The organism is Shewanella sp. 30m-14, assembly GCF_052977125.1.
This window is the reverse complement of sequence record NZ_JBRILW010000003.1, coordinates 103,212-120,818: the sequence shown is the minus strand read 5'-3', so window position 1 is coordinate 120,818 and position 17,607 is coordinate 103,212. Positions and strand designations below refer to the sequence as shown.

Sequence of the window (17,607 nt, the reverse complement as noted above, 5' to 3'; positions counted from 1 at the left end):
GAGCCGCCTCTATTTTTGGTGAACGATTTGTTTTTCGGCTGAATAATCATTGAATTAATTTCACTGGTCATAGACTAAGCCTACATAAAATATTGAGATTGATGGGGAACAAATAATGCAACGTAGACAGTTTATAAAAGGGGCTTCGCTGATGATGGCCGGCAGTGTTATTGCGCCTACGCTACAGGCTAAAACAAGCTTGCAGCTATCTGCTACTAACACACCGTTCACCAAGGGCACATACCGCATACTGGCACTGGTGTTTGATGACTACGAAACCCTAGACTTGCACGGCCCAGTTGAGATGCTTGGGCATATGCCCAATACCGAGATAAAGCTGGTGGCCACCAAAGAGATCGTCAAAAGTTATCAGGGGCCGCGTGTGGTTGCCGATTGTTTAACAACAGAGATTTATGACTGCGATCTGCTATTAATTCCTGGTGGATTAGGTACTCGCACATTAGTTAGCGATACAGCACTGCGCCAATGGCTTATTAAGCAGATTGACCGTAGTCAAAACGTGTTTACTGTGTGCACGGGTACCGCATTGCTGGCAATGACTTCTGTGCTTAACGGGCGTAAAGCCACCACCAATAAAATGGCGTTTCAATGGGTGACATCACTAAACGATAATCCACAATGGCAGGCCAAAGCGCGTTGGGTGTTTGATGGTAAGTTTTTAACCTCATCGGGCGTATCGGCAGGCACAGACGCGGCGCTGTTTTGGGTCAAGCACCTGCATGGCGAGCAGGAGGCGAAGCGTATCCAAACACTAACCGAATATAACTGGATTGAAGACCCCAATAATGACCCTTATGCCGCGGACTTAGCTTAGGTCATTTATAAGTAAATCATCTAGCCTTAGTAGTTATTGCTATTTATTAGTAATAAAGGATATTGGCGAGATCAGTACTAAGCACCAATAATAGCCATTCATTTAGCCTGCCTAAGAGGGGAGATTACATTGAATAACTGGCTAATATTATTGTGTTGCGCAGTGTTAATTACTGCCTCTTTACTCACCAGCGGTTTAACGCGCGCCTTAATAGATTTAGGTGCGTTTAGTTGCTTGCTTGGCTTATTGGTTTGGCGTCATAGCGCTCGAGATCGTAATAGAGAAGGTAGTAAGACGTCGCAATAAAAAGCAGCGCCTGTAAGGGCACTGCTTTATGGTTATATCGCGCGATTGTACAGCGCACTAATCAGTAATGAGACTAATCAGTAATGAGTTAGTTAAGCAGTAAAATGTACGCCAGTGAACTGCTACCTATCGCCAGCCATAACAACACGCCTAAAATGAGTGGCTTAGGACCAGTTGATTTCATTTTCTTAATCGTAATACCGGCACCAATCAAGAACAGACACACTACCAGTAATCGTTTTGATACCTCAAATATTGCCCCGTACACGACTTCGCCTTGCGGCAGCCAATGGGCAATCGCAATCGCTAAGCAGTAAAAGCCAATAAAGTAGGGGATAGCAATCTTATTTTTATCGCCTTTAAACAACATGGCACTGATGAGTGCGATTGGAATGATCCACAGTGCGCGTGCCAGCTTAATCGTCGTAGCGGTTGTAAGGGCTTCACTGCCATAAGCTGAAGCAGCTCCCACGACAGATGACGTATCGTGAATAGCAATCGCGCTCCAAACCCCAAAATCATGCTGGCTCATCGATAGAGCATGGCCGATGGCCGGAAACACAAACAGTGCAATCGAGTTAAGAATAAATACCGTGGCTAAGGCAATAGCCGTTTGTTCGCTGTTGGCTTTAATTGCGGGAGATACGGCCGCAATGGCGCTGCCACCACAAATAGCGGTGCCAGAGGCAATTAGGTGGCCGGTTTTATGATCTAGCTTGAGTAGGCGCGTTAAGGCAAAACCTAAAATCAGCGTGAATATAATCGAGCCCAAAATGAGGGGGAGATTGGCTAAGCTAATGCTAACAGCGGCGTCAAGCTGAATGCCAAATCCAAGACCGACAATCGAATAGGCCAGAAGCTTCTTGGTCAGCGCGCCAAGATGTATTTGATCCGGCGCCCAGCCTATGCTGGCAAGCGTAAAGCCCAAAATTAGCGCCACAGGAGACGACACCATAGGTAATAGGCAGATGAGACCAACAATAATAAAAATGGCTAAATGGGTTTTGTTGCGGGTTTCGCTGGTCATTAAAAGGCAGTCGTATATAGCAGATCGGTTGATAATTATAACGCTCGAACAAGATTTAATAAATTAAATAGTGTTGACGGTTGTAGTCAGCAAAATTGAATGTCTGGAAGGTTTTAGGAAAAGCTAAGACGGACGGCCTGCAGCCTAGGGAACGTGACTGCGTCACTTCGAGAGCGCGACGATGTCGCTTCTAGGAAAAGATAGATCCTAGGTTCGAGGTCCTAAGAAAAGCTAAGACGGTAAAGCTAAGACGGTAAGGCTGAGACGGTAAAGCTAAGACGGTAAAGCTAAGACGGTAAAGCTAAGACGGTAAAGCTAAGAGGTTCTGTTGGGCTGCTTTTATGCTTTCCCTAGCAGCCAACTTGTTGGCGTCCTAGCAGGTGCATAGCACCGTTCTAGAAGCGAGCCTGTGAGCGCTCTATCTTTACGCTGTGAGCCTGCGAACGCCCTAGGACCTAGAACCTAGGACCTATCAGGACGTAGTCCGTCCTTTCTTTTAATAACAAAAAAGCCGCAATTAAGCGGCTTTTTGTCATCTAAATTCAGTGAATTTATTTAGCAGTGCTGTGCATGCCTTCCCAAACGATTTGACGGTAACGGTCTGGGTTAGTGTCGCCTTCAGTGCTGAACAGCATGATAACCGCATCTTGGTCTAGGCCAAGCTGTGTACGGTACTCGCTGTACTCTTCACGGCTTGCTAGCATGTAAAGTAGACCTAGCGTTAGTGCGCCTGACTCACCGCTAACCACTTTAGTATCGCCAGCTAGTGGGTTACCAAGCACGCGCATACCTGTTGCAGTCACTTCGTCTTCAACTGATGCGAAGAAGCTGCTGCACTGCTTTAGGATTGGCCAAGTCACAGGGTTAGGCTCGCCACATGCAAGACCTGCCATGATAGAGTTTAGCTCGCCAGTAACGGCAACCATTTCGCCTTTTATGCCTGAGTTGTAGATACAATCAGCTTTTGCAGGCTCTGCAATAATAGTCTTGAAGTTAGCTGCGCCAACTTTGTCAGCGAAGTAGCCTAATAGGCCGCCAGCCATAGCGCCAACACCAGCTTGTAGCATTAGGTGAGTCGGCTTAAGGCCCATAGCTTCAACTTGCTCTTGCGCTTCAACAGCCATAGTCATATAGCCTTGCGAGATCCATGTTGGGATCTTGTCGTAGCCTTCCCAAGCGGTATCTTGCACTAGCATCCAACCATTTTCAGTTGCAGTCTGGTTAGCAATACGTACCGTATCGTCGTAGTTACAGTCAGTAACGATACACTCAGCACCTAAATTCTTAATGCGAGTCACACTTGCTTGAGATGAACCTTTTGGCATGTAAACAACAGCCTTTTGACCCATTTCACGTGCAGCCCAGGCAACACCTGTTCCGTGATTACCAGCAGTTGCTGTAGCGAAAACCAATGGCTCGCTTAACTTAGCTGCTACGGTTTTCATATCAATTTCACTGATATCTACATTTAAGTGCTCAGCAAGTTGCTTACCTAAAGCGTAAGAACCACCCAGTACTTTAAAAGCATTTAGACCGAAACGGTAAGATTCGTCTTTAACCAGAATCGCTTTAACACCAAGACGCGCCGCTAGCTGCTCTAGAGAGATAAGCGGAGTCGGTTGGTAAGCTTCGATCTGCTGGTGGAATTGACGAGTTTGTTCAGCGATCTGAGCTGTAAAAAGATCAGAAGTCTCGCCGTTAAAGAAATCATTTTGAGTCAGCTTTAGCATGGTAACCACTATAAATTATGAACAAGGAGGCATTTGTCCACTCACTAAAGGTAAGTGGACAGCAGGGCTTACTTTAAAACTAAATTATTTGATGAAGGCGATTGCTTCAACTTCAACTAACGCGTCTTTTGGAAGACGAGCAGCTTGTACACAAGAACGAGCAGGAGCTGCTTCAGTACCGAATACTTCAGTGTAAACTTCGTTGAAAACAGCAAAGTCTTCCATGTTAGCTAGGAAACAAGTTGTTTTAAGTACGGTGTCAGTACCTGCGCCAGCTTGCTCTAGAACCGCTTTAAGGTTCTTTAGAGATTGGTAAGCTTGCTCTTTAACGCCGCCTTCAACGAAAGCCATAGTCACAGGATCTAGTGGTAGCTGACCTGAGGTGAATACTAACTTGTCGAAAGCAAGAGCTTGAGAGTATGGACCAATTGCAGCAGGAGCATTTTCAGTATGGATTACAGTTTTCATAGCGTTGTTATCTCGATAATTAGGATTTAAATTCACGGATGTACTTGTACACCGCATGTTTGGTAATACTTAAATGGTTAGCAACAATGTTAGTTGCTTCTTTTAATTCAAAGATGCCGTTATCAAACAACACCTTAGTAATAGCTTTATTGCGACCTTTCAGGTTAACGCTGGTATCAGCTTCAACTTCTGAAATCGCGTGGTTTAGCGCTTGCTCAACCACATCTCCAGCTGATGCGCTGAAGTTTTCGGTCATATCAAAACTGTGATGCTGGCTTGTATCTGGCATCAGGGTCTTAATAATTTCAGGGAACGGATACGACAAGTTCATATTGACGCAAAACATGCCAATCGGTCTGCCTTTCTCACCCTGTAATATGCAGGTGCTCGACTTCAACATCTCGCCACCTTTGTTATTACTAAAGTAACTCTTAGGGGTCAGCTCGCCGGTTTGTTCGTACTGGCGCAGCATCTTTAAGCCTAAATCTGTTATCGGCGAGCCCACTTTTCGACCGGTGTGATGACCATTAACGATTTTCACCACTGACTGTTCAAAGCTTTCTAAAGAATGGATCACGACTTCGCAGTGAGGCCCTATTAGATCGGCCATGCTTTCAGCTAGATGGAAATAGCTTTGCAGTAGCGCACGATCTCTAGCTGTAAATTCTGTTTTGAATGCCTGTTCTGCCGCTTTGATCATTTCAGATTACTTTTGTGAACTATAGATGCCGTTATTGTCAACTTTTTGAGTTAACAATTCAACCCTTGAATCAACTTTATGTAACTATGGGACGTTTTTTAGGACTTTTACGCAAGTAATATTTAACTGTGGTTCAAAATATTTGACTTTGGTCATGAAATTTCAGTTTGATGATGCATCTTGAGTTAACAGATTTTGACTATGAGATATGTGTCACATTTTTAAATTCTGCAAACAGTATGATGCGCACCAAGTTAACGATAGTTGACTAAAACAGGTTTCCGGTCACTTTAGTGACCTTTTGGCAAATAGGCCAGTTGTGTGGGATGTGGAGATAAAAATGAAAAGCATATTACAGCGTGGATTTACAACAGCAGAATTTGAGATGCGTGCAACTAAAGCTCAGCAGAAGATGCGTGAGCTAGAAGTTGATGCGATTCTGTTAACTACTGAGCCTAATGTGCGTTACTTTTCTGGCTTCCACACTCAGTTCTGGCACAGCCCGACTCGTCCATGGTTTCTAATCCTACCTGCTGAAGGCAAGCCAATTGCCGTTATTCCTGAAATCGGCGCAAGCGGCATGGCAGGTACATGGGTTGATGACATCCGCACTTGGGCTTCACCACGTCCAGATGACGACGGTATCAGCATTGTAGCTAGCGTGCTTAACAGCCTACCTTCACGTTTTGGTCGTGTGGGTGCCACGCTAGGTATTGAGTCTCACCTACGTATGCCTGTTGCTAACTACTTACAGTTAACCACTTTAGTAAGCAAAGAGTTCGTTGACGTTTCACTAGCGATTCACGACATTCGCCAAGTTAAGTCAGTGACTGAAATTGAAAAGGTGCGTGAAATCTGCCGTATCACTAACGTCGGTTTCGACAAAATCCCAGGTTATGCCAAAGCCGGTATGACTGAGCGTGAAATTTGTAAGCAGTTCGGTATCGACATGCTGATGGAAGGCGCTGATGAATGTCCATACATCATCGCAGGTTCAGGCCAAGACGGTTACGACAGCATCATTATGGGTCCAACTGACCGCGTAATCGAAGATGGCGACGTGCTAATCATCGACACCGGTGCAGTACGTGACGGTTACTTCTCTGATTTTGACCGTAACTGGGCATTTGGCCACGCAAGTGAGCAAACTAAAGCCGCTTACCGCGCAACTTACGAAGCAACCACTATGGGCTTTGAAGCTGCACGCCCAGGTAACACCACTTCAGATATCTACAACGCAATGTGGAAAGTACTAGAAGCTAATGGCGCGCTAGGTAACGACGTAGGTCGTCTAGGTCACGGCCTAGGTATCGAGCTAACTGAGCGTCCATCAAACACGGCAACAGACAACACGATATTAGTACCAGGCATGGTGATGACACTAGAGCCAGGCATGGTTTACGCACCAGGCAAGTCTATGGTTCACGAAGAAAACATCGTGATCACCGAGAACGGTGCAGAGTGGTTAAGCAAGCGCGCTGAACCAGAACTATTGATTATTAAATAACTTAATATAGCCAATGATTTCTCCAAAGGGAGCTGGAGAAATCATACTGAAGAGAATCTCATTATGATGAGTTTTGAAGCCTTTACCTCGTTTGAACAGCCGCTTGAACACAAGCAGGCACCAAGAATTAACCGTGTACACATCGGCTTAGTGCAGTTAAGCACTGACCACAGTTTAGAAATGGACTGGGCTAAGTTACTCGGCACACAAGCAGGCGTATTTAGCTCTCGCGTCTACTACTCAAGCGAAATGACCCCTGAAGCACTTGATCAAATCGCTAGCGGAATCGTTGAAGCGTCTGACTTGATCGCAACAGGTCTACCTATGGATGTGATGGCATTTGGCTGCACATCAGCTTCAATCATTATCGGTGAAGAAAAAGTCGCAGATTTATTGACTCAAAACCGTGGTGACATCCCAGCGACTAACCCATGGACAGCAGCAAAAGCTTCATTCAAGCACTTGAATGCGAAAAAGATTGCTGTGTTTTCTCCTTACCCAACTAGCGTTAACTACCCACTGTACCAGCAGTTAACTGATGCAGATTTTGACGTAGTAACACTAGGTTCACTTGGTATTGAACGCGATACCGACATCACTCTAGTCGCTAAAGAATCAATGTTCGCAGCGCTTGAGCAGATGCTAAAAGATTCTGACGCAGAATTAGTATTTATGTCATGCACTAACTTACGTGTACTTGATTATATTGAAGAGATCGAAGCGAAATTCGGCATCCCAGTAGTGTGCAGCAACTCTGCAATGTTCTGGCATGCAATGCACCTAACCGGCAACGTGGCTCAATGCCCAGGTTACGGCAAGCTACTTAATAACCAAACAGCTTAAGCTGTTGACTACCAATTACAAATTGTTGGAAAAATAATAATGACTAATACACAAAAAGGTTGGATGGCTGCTATTTTCGTAGGTCTACTTTGGGGTATTCCGTGGATTGTTGGTACGCCTATTCTTGAGGTGATGGATCCTCAAGTACTTGTTTGGTTACGTTACACTGTTGCATTTATTACACTAGGTTTGATTTTCAACATCGGTCTTGCAACGGGCAAGATGACTAAGAAAGCCGATTTCAAACTTAACTGGGAAAACCGTAAGGACATCTTCTGGGCTGCATGTTGCGGTATCATTGGTCAAGGTTCTTTCAGCTTCCTATCATTCCTATCTTTGGATTATATTACCGCCTCTGAAAACGGCGTGATCCAAGGTTTGATCCCAATCCTAATCTTAAGTGTTGGCTTCTTACGTCACGGTGAGCGTTTCACTGTAATGCAAATCATGTGTGCACTAGGTGCTTTCCTAGGTGTGGCGATTCTAGTAATGGACCCACAGTCTGAAACACAAGGCTTCAACATTGGTCACCTAATCTGTTTCGGCTCTGCAGCAAGCTTTGCAACAATGGCTTACGCTCGTGCCAAGCTAGCAGAGAAATACGGTTCAGTTGCGACTATGTTCCACCAGTTTGTATTCGCAGCACTCGGTTTTGGTTTGTACCTGCTAGTTGTGGGCGCTGACTTTAGCTCTGCATTGAATGTATTTAGCTCGCCACTACGCATTATGTGTATCGTTATCTTAGGTGTGTGTATCTCTGGTATGAGCTACCTAGTTTACATCTACGGTATGGAACGTGTAGGTGTTGACGGTACGGGTATGGCGCTAAACCTAATGCCACTGTCTTCATTCATCCTAGCGGTATTTGCACTAGGTGAGCAGGTAACACCGATGCGCTTGATTGCAATCGCAGTGGTTATCACTTCAATGATTGCCTTCATGAAGTTAGGTAACAAGAACAAGGTGAAAGCAGAAGAGGTTGAAGTTGAATTACCTTTAGCGCCAAAGCCTTGCCGCAGCCAATAACTGAGTTATTCAGTTAGCAAATAAAAACCATTTTTATCACCGGTGACCTAGTCACCGGTGCTTGTTAGAAGAGATAAAGAATATGAATATCGAACAGAAAGTTATCGAGTGGCGTCATCACATTCACCAGCACCCAGAGTTTGGTACCCAAGAGCACGAGACTGCAGCATTTGTAGCAAGCAAACTAGAAGAGTTTGGCATTGAAGTACACACAGGTATCGGCGGCACGGGCGTTGTAGGTATTTTAAAGTGTGGCGATAGTGAGCGTTCAATTGGTCTACGTGCCGACATGGACGCACTGCATATTCATGAAGAAAATACCTTTGATTATGCATCAGTAAACACTGGCGCAATGCACGCTTGTGGTCACGACGGTCACACGGCAATGCTACTTGCTGCAGCGCACGAGCTAGCACAAACTAAAAACTTCGACGGTACGGTTTACTTCATCTTCCAACCTGATGAAGAGCGCGGCACAGGCGCTAAAGCGATGATCGCTGACGGCCTATTCACCCGTTGGAAAATCGATGCTGTTTACGCTATGCACAACCTACCGGGTATTGAAGCAGGTCACTTTGTGACGCGCCCACACTCAGTAATGGCAAGTGAAAGTAGCTTTGAAATCGAAGTACTAGCCACTGGCGGCCACGCGGCTATGCCGCACATGGGCACTGACCCTATCGTAGTTGGCGCGCAAATCGTCACTGCAATCCAAACGATCGTATCGCGTAACCTAAGCGCGATTGATGAAACTGCGGTTATCTCGGTCACTGAGTTTGCCACTAACGGTACGGTTAACGTTATCCCAACTAAAGTGACTATCACGGGTGATACTCGTAGCTTTACTGATATCGCGTTAAACAAGATTGAAAAAGCACTTGAACGCGTCGTTGCTGGTCAGTGTATGTCTGCAGGCGTTGATTACACTTACAAGTTTAACAACAGTTTCTTATCGACTATCAACACCCCAGCTGAAACGGCTTTCGCGATTCGCGCGGCTGAAACAGTGGTTGGCGAAGATAAAGTTAACGGCAGCTGTCAGCCATTCACTATCAGTGAAGATTTTTCGTTCATGCTACGTGAAGCACCTGGTTGTTACATCCTAGTGGGTAACGGCGCAGGTTGTGGTTGTGGTAGCGTAGCGCTACACAAGCCAACTTATGACTTCAACGACAATATCTTGGTATCTGGTCTGAGATACTGGCAGACGCTTGTAGAGCAGTGTTTAAATAAAGCTTGAACAGTGTTTGGCTAAGTAATTTGCACATGAGTTAACTGAGTTTGAGTTTCGTCTCAAACGAGGTCGATATAGAAAGGCTATGAGCTTAGGTTCATAGCCTTTTTTGTTGCTTGGTTTTGCGCCAAGCGGGCGCAGGGGAGAGTTAGACTTCGTCTAACGACTATAGCAATCAAACTTCGTTTGATAATTCTATCAGGCTGCGCCTGACTTCTAAGTTAGACTGCGTCTAACAACTAAAGTCGTGGGATTCCATCCCATATCAAGCTTAAAGATTTAAGCGAATCAAGCTGCGCTTGATAAAGGTCGTGGGATTCCATCCCACACCCGGGCAAGGAGGACTGCTCGTCCTTATCCTCCTTGCATCCACCATGACGCCCCGACGAAGTTACATGCATTAGATACGGGCCTCATACTCCAATAAAAATCGCCTAACGGCTCAGATGGGACATCCATGCCCCCCCGAGCCTGAACCATCATCCATGATGGCTCTACGGCATTCTTGAAAGTAAAAAGTTATCTACGTACTTCGGCAACTTCGATGGGGAATTTGGTATTTTCTGTTGCTTCAGTATGTACGTCAGTCTCGCATTTCTATTGAGAACTCAATGGGTGAAATGATTATGCTTTTCTAACTCGGTGCAGATACGGCTTAGGCCTTCGAAAACATGGATGTTTTCGCAGAGCGGTCAGGGATGACGAAAAGCGAGCCTAAGAAGTGTCTGCACATGCGCCGGCTGCAGGCCATTGGAACCATTGATGTTGGAAGATACATCAAATGCTTCCTAAGCATTGATGAAGAAAAGGTTCTCCGCTTTGGGTGAACTTCTAACCTCTGCACATGCGCCGGCTGCAGGCCATTGGAACCACTGATATTGGAAGATACATCAATAGTTACCTAAGAATTAATGAAGTAAAGGTTCACTGCTTTGGGTGAACTCCTAAGTTCTGCACATAAGGTCGTTAATTCACATCGATGTGATCACGACATTCGGGCACCCTGTCCAGTACCCGCTGCAGGCCATTGGAACAACAGGTGTTGTAAGATACATCAACAGCTGCCTAAGAGTTGATGAAGAAAATACGGCATTTTTATCTGCGTACTTCGGTAACTTCGATGGGGATTGGTGTTTTCTGTGAGTTATGAGTGAAACGGTAATTACACTTCCACTTTATATCCTAAGATTATGGTTGCATTTATTAATTCAATATCAACAAGTAAATGATTTTATTTCATCTGTTGCTGCGGGATATTAGCCTTAGTTGCTAGCTAAGGCAGTGAACGTGAATGCTTTTCATTATTACAGTGTTGCAGTAAATGTTTTTTTGCTTAGAATGTTGCCAAATTGTTGTGGCGTGTTTTGAGACGGATTTCAAACACTATAAATAATGTTTTAATACATGGAAGTTATATGTCAGGGTTATTTCGTCAGCAGGCCGTTGAGGCGCAAAAACAAAAGTTACATGGTGATGTGTCATTGGCGCAGCCTATTAGTATCTATGTGTCTGCTACTATTTTGCTTTGTATTATTATAGCCATTATCTTTTTCCTCTCTTTTTCTCATTACGCTCGTAAAGAAACCGTTCGTGGTTATTTGGTGCCAGATAAAGGTTTAATTAAAACTTATGCTAATCGCAGTGGCAATATCGATGTATTGCATGTGTCTGAAGGCGACATCATTAAAAAAGGCTCGCCATTAGCGACTATTGTGTTAAGTCGCAGCATGCTTTCAGGCGAAGAGCTGAGTGAGTCGTTAATAGATGAGCTTAAGCTACAGCTTACTTTATTAACGACCGAGAAAAAAGTTAACCAGTCTTTATTAGCTAAAGAGACCCAGCGTCTAAAAAATTCCATTACAGATAATAAGCAGGCATTAAATGTGTTTGTAAATTTAGAGGCATTATTAACTGAAAAGTTAGCACTGCAACTTAAACAACAGACTCAGCATCAAAAGCTGTTTGATGATGGTTATTTATCGACGCTAGACTATCAATCTCAACAACAAAAGCTAATCACAGTAAGGCAAGAGATAGAAAACCTTAAGTCTAATCAAGTACAAATACAAAGCCAGCTTAATGATGCGTTGTCTGAATTGGATATTTTACCGAGTCAGTTTGTACTTAAAGACGGTGATATTGAAAGACGCCGCTCAGAGCTTAAGCGCCAAATTGATGAAACAGAAAACAGCTATCGCTTTGTTATTCGTGCAGCTGAAGCAGGAACCGTTGCCTCTATTCAAGTTGTCGAGGGCGAGTTTATTGTCACAAATCGCCCCTTAATGAGCCTCATTCCTCAAGGAGCACTGTTGGTCGCTGAACTACTGCTTCCGACTCGAAGCGCGGGTTTTGTTAAATCAGGCGATGAAGCAAGGCTACGCTTCGATGCCTTTCCTTATCAACGTTTTGGATTTTTAGAAAGTCGAGTTTCTCGTATCGATAAAGCGCTACTGCTTGATGGTGAGGCTAAAGTGCCCGTTGCTTTATCTGAGCCGGTATACCGCATTAGAACCCAGCTATCTAAGCAAGATATGTTGGCTTATGGTGATAGCTTTCCCCTAAAAAGCGGTATGTTACTCGAAGCCGATATTGTGCTTGATAGACGCAGTTTGCTGGATTGGTTACTCGATCCAATCTATAGCTTGCAAGGGAGGGTTGGCTAATGGTTGCTAAGTCTACTGATAACATCAACCCTCCATCGGATCCTATTGAGCTACTGGAGTTTTCGGGTAAAACACGCGTACCGCTTATTTTACAAGCGGAGATGGCTGAGTGCGGCCTTGCTTGTGTGGCAATGATTGCTAGCTTCCATGGTCACAAGCTAGATATGGCGGCATTAAGAAAGCGCTTTACCGCAGATTTGAAGGGAATGAACTTACAGCAGCTCATCGCGCTCAGTGACAGTATGGGGCTAGCTAGTCGAGCGCTAAAATGCCCAATAGAAGAGGTTGGTAAACTGTCTTTGCCTTGCGTGCTGCACTGGGATATGAACCATTTTGTGGTGCTCACTGGTGTGACCAAATCAGGAGTCACAATAAATGACCCTGCTTTAGGCAAAAGAAAGTTAACCCTAAAAGAGTTCTCCGAGCACTTTACCGGTATTGCGCTTGAACTTACGCCAACAAAAGGCTTTCAGCAACAAGATGAGCGCCAGCAGATGCGATTATCGCAGCTGTGGAGCAAAATGACCGGGTTAGCTAAAACCTTACTCACCTTATTTGTGTTATCGATCTTGCTGCAAGTTTTCGCCCTAGTCACGCCTTATTACATGCAGTGGGTGGTCGATGAAGTATTGATTAGCCACGATAAACCACTTTTAGTGGTGCTCGCAATCGGCTTTGGCTTGCTCGCCATAATCAATGTAGTGACGACAGGTGTGCGCAGCTGGTTGGTACTTAGAGTTTCAAGCTTACTCAATATGCAGATGGGCGTGAACTTATTGCAGCACCTGTTGAAACTGCCAATGAGCTATTTCGAGAAGCGCCACATTGGTGATTTAGTATCGCGCTTTGGCTCGTTAGCTCAGGTACGTGAACGACTAACAACAGGCCTAGTGGAAACCGTGGTTGATGGTGTTATGTCAATTGCCGTGTTAATCATGATGTTAGTTTATAGTGTAAAACTAACGTTAGTCGTAGTCGCTGCGATTGCCATATACGCGATATTGCGACTGGCACTGTATCGACCATTGCACCGCGCAACGGAGGAGTCGATTCAAGCAAGTGCTAAAGAGCAGACTAACTTTTTAGAAAATATTCGCGGTATACAAACCATCAAGCTATTCACCTGCGAGCCACAAAGACAAAGTGTGTGGCAAAACCGCTATAGCGAAGTGATAAACGCAGATATTCGCCTAGGCAAGCTTAATATTAGCTTTGATGCTGCCAATAAACTGTTATTTGGTATTGAGAACATTATCGTTATCTACTTAGCAGCAACTATTGTGATGAGTGGTGGCTTAACCATAGGTATGGTTTTGGCGTTTATCGCTTACAAAAACCAATTAACAGCACGTTTTGCCAGCTTGATTGAGCAGCTTATCTTGTTCCGAATGCTGCGCCTGCACCTTGACCGTATTTCAGATATCGCCTTGCATGATCAAGAAGCCAATCGTGATAGCAAGCTGCAACTCAATAACGTGGTCGGTAAGCTAACGCTCGAGGGAGTGAGTTACCGTTATGCAGATAACGAACCAGATGTGGTTAACAATGTGTCGTTAACCATCAATGCTAACGAGTCGGTTGCCATTGTGGGCGAATCGGGCTGCGGTAAAACCACCTTAGTGAAATTGATGTTAGGGCTATTAACCCCCACCAAAGGGCGCATCTTACTCGATGGTCAAGACATCACTCAAATCGGTTTAACTCAGTACCGTCAGCAAATAGCTGCGGTGATGCAAGATGACACACTCTTATCCGGTTCTATCGCCGACAACTTAACCTTCTTTGACCCAGAGCCGAATTATTTGCGTATGCAGCAATGTGCACAATTAGCTGCAATAGAGCACGACATTAGTAAGATGACCATGGGCTATAACACGTTAGTGGGGGACATGGGCAGTCAATTTTCTGGTGGGCAAGTGCAGCGGCTATTACTCGCTAGAGCTTTGTATCAGCAACCGAGTTTGCTGTTTATGGATGAAGCGACTAGCCATCTGGATATCGACAACGAAGCCAAAATTAGCGAGCAAATTAAACAGCTTAATATGACCCGAGTTATCATTGCGCATAGGCCAGAAACCATAAAGCAAGCACAGCGAATCGTCGTGATGCACCAGGGGAAGGTGTATACGCCCGAAGAAATGCAGCAATTAGCAGAAGGCGGGCAATAGCACATCTAAAGGGGAAAAGAATTTTAAACGATGGGGTATTTGGCTCAAAAAGAGCGAAATACATTATCGGTTAAAAGCAAGGACGCGGCAACTTTAGCGGGAAACCGCGCCCTTGGTCAGTCGCTTAAGGTTTGGTAACTCTTATCGAGCAGCTAAGCACTTAGGCAAACATAACGTTAAGTAGTTTAAATTAGGGAAGATATTATGCAAAGTCTAATTAATAAAGAGTTTGAAATGGAAGAATTAACACTGAATGAGATGCAGATGGTTAATGGTGGTTATTCAACTGCTGAATTAGGTGCAGCTGTATTTGGTGGAGCCTTAGCAGGTGGAATGTTTGGCTCTGTGGCTGGTGGTATTGGAGCTGGACCAGGCGCTATCGCAGGCGGTCTTTCTGGTGGTATTGGATACCTTGGTTCACAACTATATTTAAGCATGTTTTAGTAGTTGAAAGGATTGCTTATGAATAAAAAAAACACCTGGCTTATATTAATTGTAATGACCTCTATGATTGGCGGTTCAGCTTCAGTTTTAAGTTTTAGTGAAGTTGTTATTTTGTCTTTATGTTTGGCTTTTCTCTCAATTATTATTTTAAAATTATATAGTAAATATAATTGATGTGATCAAACTTGAGCGTTTGAGATTAATTAACGGGTAAAGTATGGTGCGGCATCTTTGGTGGTGCCGTATTTTTAGTTCTTCGATTTTTTCATTCCAAGGGGGAGTGATGCTTGGTAGTGACTTTTTAAATGTATATTATGGTTTTATTTCAAACTCTGACTATCAGTCTATGCAGGATTTCTGGTCAAGTTCTTCGCCTTTTAAGTTATATATAGGAGAGAGTCATAAGAATGTTTTTGAAAGATTTAAAATAAGATGTGATGTTTTGTCTGCTGAGGTTGTATACCGGGATGAAAGCTGCATGATTATAAAGGATAAGGTTAATTACCAGGCTGTTATTGGTGATGGTTTTGCTGATAATAATACAACAAGTTTATGGGTCGTATCTCTAAAAGAGAAGCTTCTCATAAGCAATGCAACGATTGATGTCGAATTTGTTTGAATAAAATAACTGAGACAAATATGGACGCGAGAATAACTAAGACATATATGGACGCTCCCTGTTAGTCAAGACAGTACTTCGCTAACCTAGGCTTTTTTGCTTAAGCAACGCTTTTAAAAGCGATAGTGCTGACCTTTTTGTTAAAGCAAGCACCTAATAACTAAAGGGATTAATTCTGCCACCCATTGTTAATTGTGCATTTTTCACCTTACCACTAAACTTTAGTGATTGCTGAAATGGGAGGTGATTATGCCCCGTGCCAGAAGTACATTAATTAGTTTGGAAGATACGCCCTATTACCATTGCTGTAGCCGCGTGGTTCGCCGTGCTTTCTTGTGCGGTGATGATAAATACACAGGTAAAAACTATGACCATCGTCGTGGCTGGGTTGAAGCACAAATACTCAAGTTAACAGAGGTGTTTGCTATTGATGTCGCTGCTTACGCAATAACTAAGACATATATGGACGCTCCCGGTTAGTCAAGACAGTACTTCGCTAACCGAGGCTTTTTTGCCTTAGTTTCTGGTTTTCTCTTGGCTCCAGTTTGGTGCTTATTGACTGACTCTTTTTGCTTAAGCAACGCTTTTAAAAGCGATAGTGCTGACATATATACGGGCTTAACAAGCTCTTGCCTGCGCCCCTGATGAATTTCGTACCTACACACCCAAAAATAGTGAACACCCAGTCGGGTTATTTACCCTTGTCTCATGCGGGTTTATGCAGGATGAACAGAGTCTTTTCTCATCAATTTGACACTTACCTAGAGGGTGACTATCAAGCGCTCACAACACCCAGTCGGGCTCCGTAGTTACCCTTGTCTAGAACGAGCTTTACTTGATAGTCGATAACATTAAATACCGTTAGTTTCATGCTACAACCTTTGTTTCTATCCCTTGCTGAGCCTGATACATAGCTTGTTTCCTGAGTAACACCCACATCAACCTTGCGAGCTTATGTGCAGTGGCCACAACCGCTTTGTTAAAGCCTACTCGTTCTTTAAGCTGGTTTATCCATCGGTTAAGCGCATCGTCTTTTTTGTGGGAATGGCAAACAACCGTTCTAGCACCATGTATTAACTGCTTTCGTAAATAGCTGTCACCGCGCTTGGTGATCCCATATAGTTTGCTCTTGTTACCTGAGGCATATTGTTTTGGGGTAAGCCCAAGCCACACGGCAAGCTCTTTGGGAGTGTTAAAGGCTTGTGCCTTATCGATGCTGGCTTCAAAAGCAGAGGCTATCACGTGACCGATACCTGGCATGCTGAGCAAAATTCTCCCAGATGGAGTTTGCTCCACTTTTTGCCTGATTAGTTTATTGAGCGCTTTCAGCTGTCGGCTTACGTATAGGTACTCATCATAAGCTTGGTTAATGAGGAACTTCAGTACAGGCCTTTGTTCACTATCATTAATAATGCGCCACATGTTTTGCTCAAATGCTGTAAACCCTTGTTGAAAAACAATGCCAAAATCAACTAACAGACCTCGAGTTTGGTTGGTGATTGCAACACGTTGTTTGATTAAACGCTCTCTAATCCGATGCATCATCATGACTTCTTGTTGTTCTTCAGTTTTCACAGGGACAAAACGAATATTAGGTCTTGAGCTTGCCTCAAAAATAGCGAGGGAATCGTTACGGTCATTCTTATTGCCACGAACAAATGGGGTGACATGTTGAGCGGGGAGCATCTTAACGCGATGACCAAGTTGCAAAGCGACCCGCCCCCAGTAATGTGATGAGTAACACGCTTCCATGACGACAGTGCAAGGAGGTGTATTGCCAAGCAGCTCTTTAAGCTGTTTGCGGTTCAGTCGCTTGTTGTAAATAGGTTTGGCATCAGCAGCCATCGCTAAAACTTGAAATACGTTCTTTGCAAGATCGATAGCAATAGTGTTAACTTTCATGGTGGACGCTCCTTATGTAACTGAATGGTTCAACATCAGTTTGGCGCATTGACGCCGTATTAGGGAGCGTCCATCTCATCACCCAGAATTGTGCTTACAGGTTGAACGTGGCGAGGCCGTTGCACCTCGCAATAC

At 44.2% G+C, this 17,607-nt stretch carries 14 protein-coding genes and 1 pseudogene; 10 read left to right on the top strand and 5 right to left on the bottom strand.

Going from position 1 to position 17,607, the window contains the following annotated elements; all coding sequences use genetic code 11:
- Nucleotides 1–115: 115 nt before the first annotated feature.
- Nucleotides 116–835 carry a DJ-1/PfpI family protein gene (locus tag ACVBIU_RS03420; RefSeq protein WP_447163086.1) on the top strand — a complete coding sequence of 240 codons (720 nt, stop codon included), beginning with the start codon at nucleotides 116–118 and terminating at the stop codon, nucleotides 833–835.
- Between the two features lie 394 nt (nucleotides 836–1,229).
- Here the strand turns inward: ACVBIU_RS03420 and ACVBIU_RS03415 are convergent, their stop codons facing one another.
- From ACVBIU_RS03415 to ACVBIU_RS03400, 4 genes are all read right to left on the bottom strand, one after another.
- Nucleotides 1,230–2,168, bottom strand: coding sequence for a YeiH family protein (locus ACVBIU_RS03415; RefSeq protein WP_447159042.1), 939 nt, complete (start codon nucleotides 2,166–2,168; stop codon nucleotides 1,230–1,232).
- Between the two features lie 551 nt (nucleotides 2,169–2,719).
- Entirely contained in the window at nucleotides 2,720–3,898 is a 1,179-nt protein-coding gene (locus ACVBIU_RS03410) for a diaminopropionate ammonia-lyase (protein ID WP_447163085.1), read from the bottom strand.
- Between the two features lie 84 nt (nucleotides 3,899–3,982).
- Complete coding sequence (locus ACVBIU_RS03405; RefSeq protein ID WP_012157267.1) at nucleotides 3,983–4,366, bottom strand: RidA family protein; 384 nt, start codon at nucleotides 4,364–4,366, stop codon at nucleotides 3,983–3,985.
- A gap of 19 nt (nucleotides 4,367–4,385) precedes the next feature.
- A complete protein-coding gene (locus ACVBIU_RS03400; protein WP_447159040.1) occupies nucleotides 4,386–5,066 on the bottom strand; it encodes a helix-turn-helix transcriptional regulator in 681 nt (226 codons plus the stop codon).
- Between the two features lie 340 nt (nucleotides 5,067–5,406).
- On the opposite strand from ACVBIU_RS03400, the gene ACVBIU_RS03395 reads away from it, so the two are divergent.
- The 9 genes and pseudogenes from ACVBIU_RS03395 to ACVBIU_RS03355 all read left to right on the top strand — a co-directional run.
- Nucleotides 5,407–6,573 carry a M24 family metallopeptidase gene (locus ACVBIU_RS03395; protein ID WP_447159039.1) on the top strand — a complete coding sequence of 389 codons (1,167 nt, stop codon included), beginning with the start codon at nucleotides 5,407–5,409 and terminating at the stop codon, nucleotides 6,571–6,573.
- Between the two features lie 63 nt (nucleotides 6,574–6,636).
- Entirely contained in the window at nucleotides 6,637–7,416 is a 780-nt protein-coding gene (locus ACVBIU_RS03390) for a maleate cis-trans isomerase family protein (RefSeq protein ID WP_220782605.1), read from the top strand.
- Between the two features lie 39 nt (nucleotides 7,417–7,455).
- Nucleotides 7,456–8,442, top strand: coding sequence for a DMT family transporter (locus ACVBIU_RS03385; RefSeq protein WP_447159038.1), 987 nt, complete (start codon nucleotides 7,456–7,458; stop codon nucleotides 8,440–8,442).
- A gap of 82 nt (nucleotides 8,443–8,524) precedes the next feature.
- On the top strand, nucleotides 8,525–9,682 hold the full coding sequence (locus ACVBIU_RS03380; RefSeq protein ID WP_447163084.1) for a M20 aminoacylase family protein: 1,158 nt from the start codon (nucleotides 8,525–8,527) through the stop codon (nucleotides 9,680–9,682).
- A gap of 1,409 nt (nucleotides 9,683–11,091) precedes the next feature.
- Nucleotides 11,092–12,339 carry an HlyD family efflux transporter periplasmic adaptor subunit gene (locus ACVBIU_RS03375; protein ID WP_447163083.1) on the top strand — a complete coding sequence of 416 codons (1,248 nt, stop codon included), beginning with the start codon at nucleotides 11,092–11,094 and terminating at the stop codon, nucleotides 12,337–12,339.
- Nucleotides 12,339–14,507, top strand: a complete 2,169-nt coding sequence (locus tag ACVBIU_RS03370; protein WP_447163082.1) for a peptidase domain-containing ABC transporter — start codon at nucleotides 12,339–12,341, stop codon at nucleotides 14,505–14,507. Before ACVBIU_RS03375 ends, ACVBIU_RS03370 begins: the two co-directional genes overlap by 1 nt.
- Before the next feature lie 204 nt (nucleotides 14,508–14,711).
- Nucleotides 14,712–14,951 carry a Blp family class II bacteriocin gene (locus tag ACVBIU_RS03365; protein WP_447163081.1) on the top strand — a complete coding sequence of 80 codons (240 nt, stop codon included), beginning with the start codon at nucleotides 14,712–14,714 and terminating at the stop codon, nucleotides 14,949–14,951.
- 283 nt (nucleotides 14,952–15,234) lie between these two features.
- A complete protein-coding gene (locus ACVBIU_RS03360) occupies nucleotides 15,235–15,570 on the top strand; it encodes a hypothetical protein (protein ID WP_447163080.1) in 336 nt (111 codons plus the stop codon).
- A 249-nt stretch (nucleotides 15,571–15,819) separates the two neighbouring features.
- A pseudogene (locus ACVBIU_RS03355) lies at nucleotides 15,820–16,035 on the top strand (transposase); the annotation flags it as partial.
- Nucleotides 16,036–16,437: 402 nt separating this feature from the next.
- Here the strand turns inward: ACVBIU_RS03355 and ACVBIU_RS03350 are convergent.
- Nucleotides 16,438–17,472, bottom strand: a complete 1,035-nt coding sequence (locus ACVBIU_RS03350; RefSeq protein ID WP_447163079.1) for an IS110 family transposase — start codon at nucleotides 17,470–17,472, stop codon at nucleotides 16,438–16,440.
- Nucleotides 17,473–17,607 lie beyond the last annotated feature (135 nt).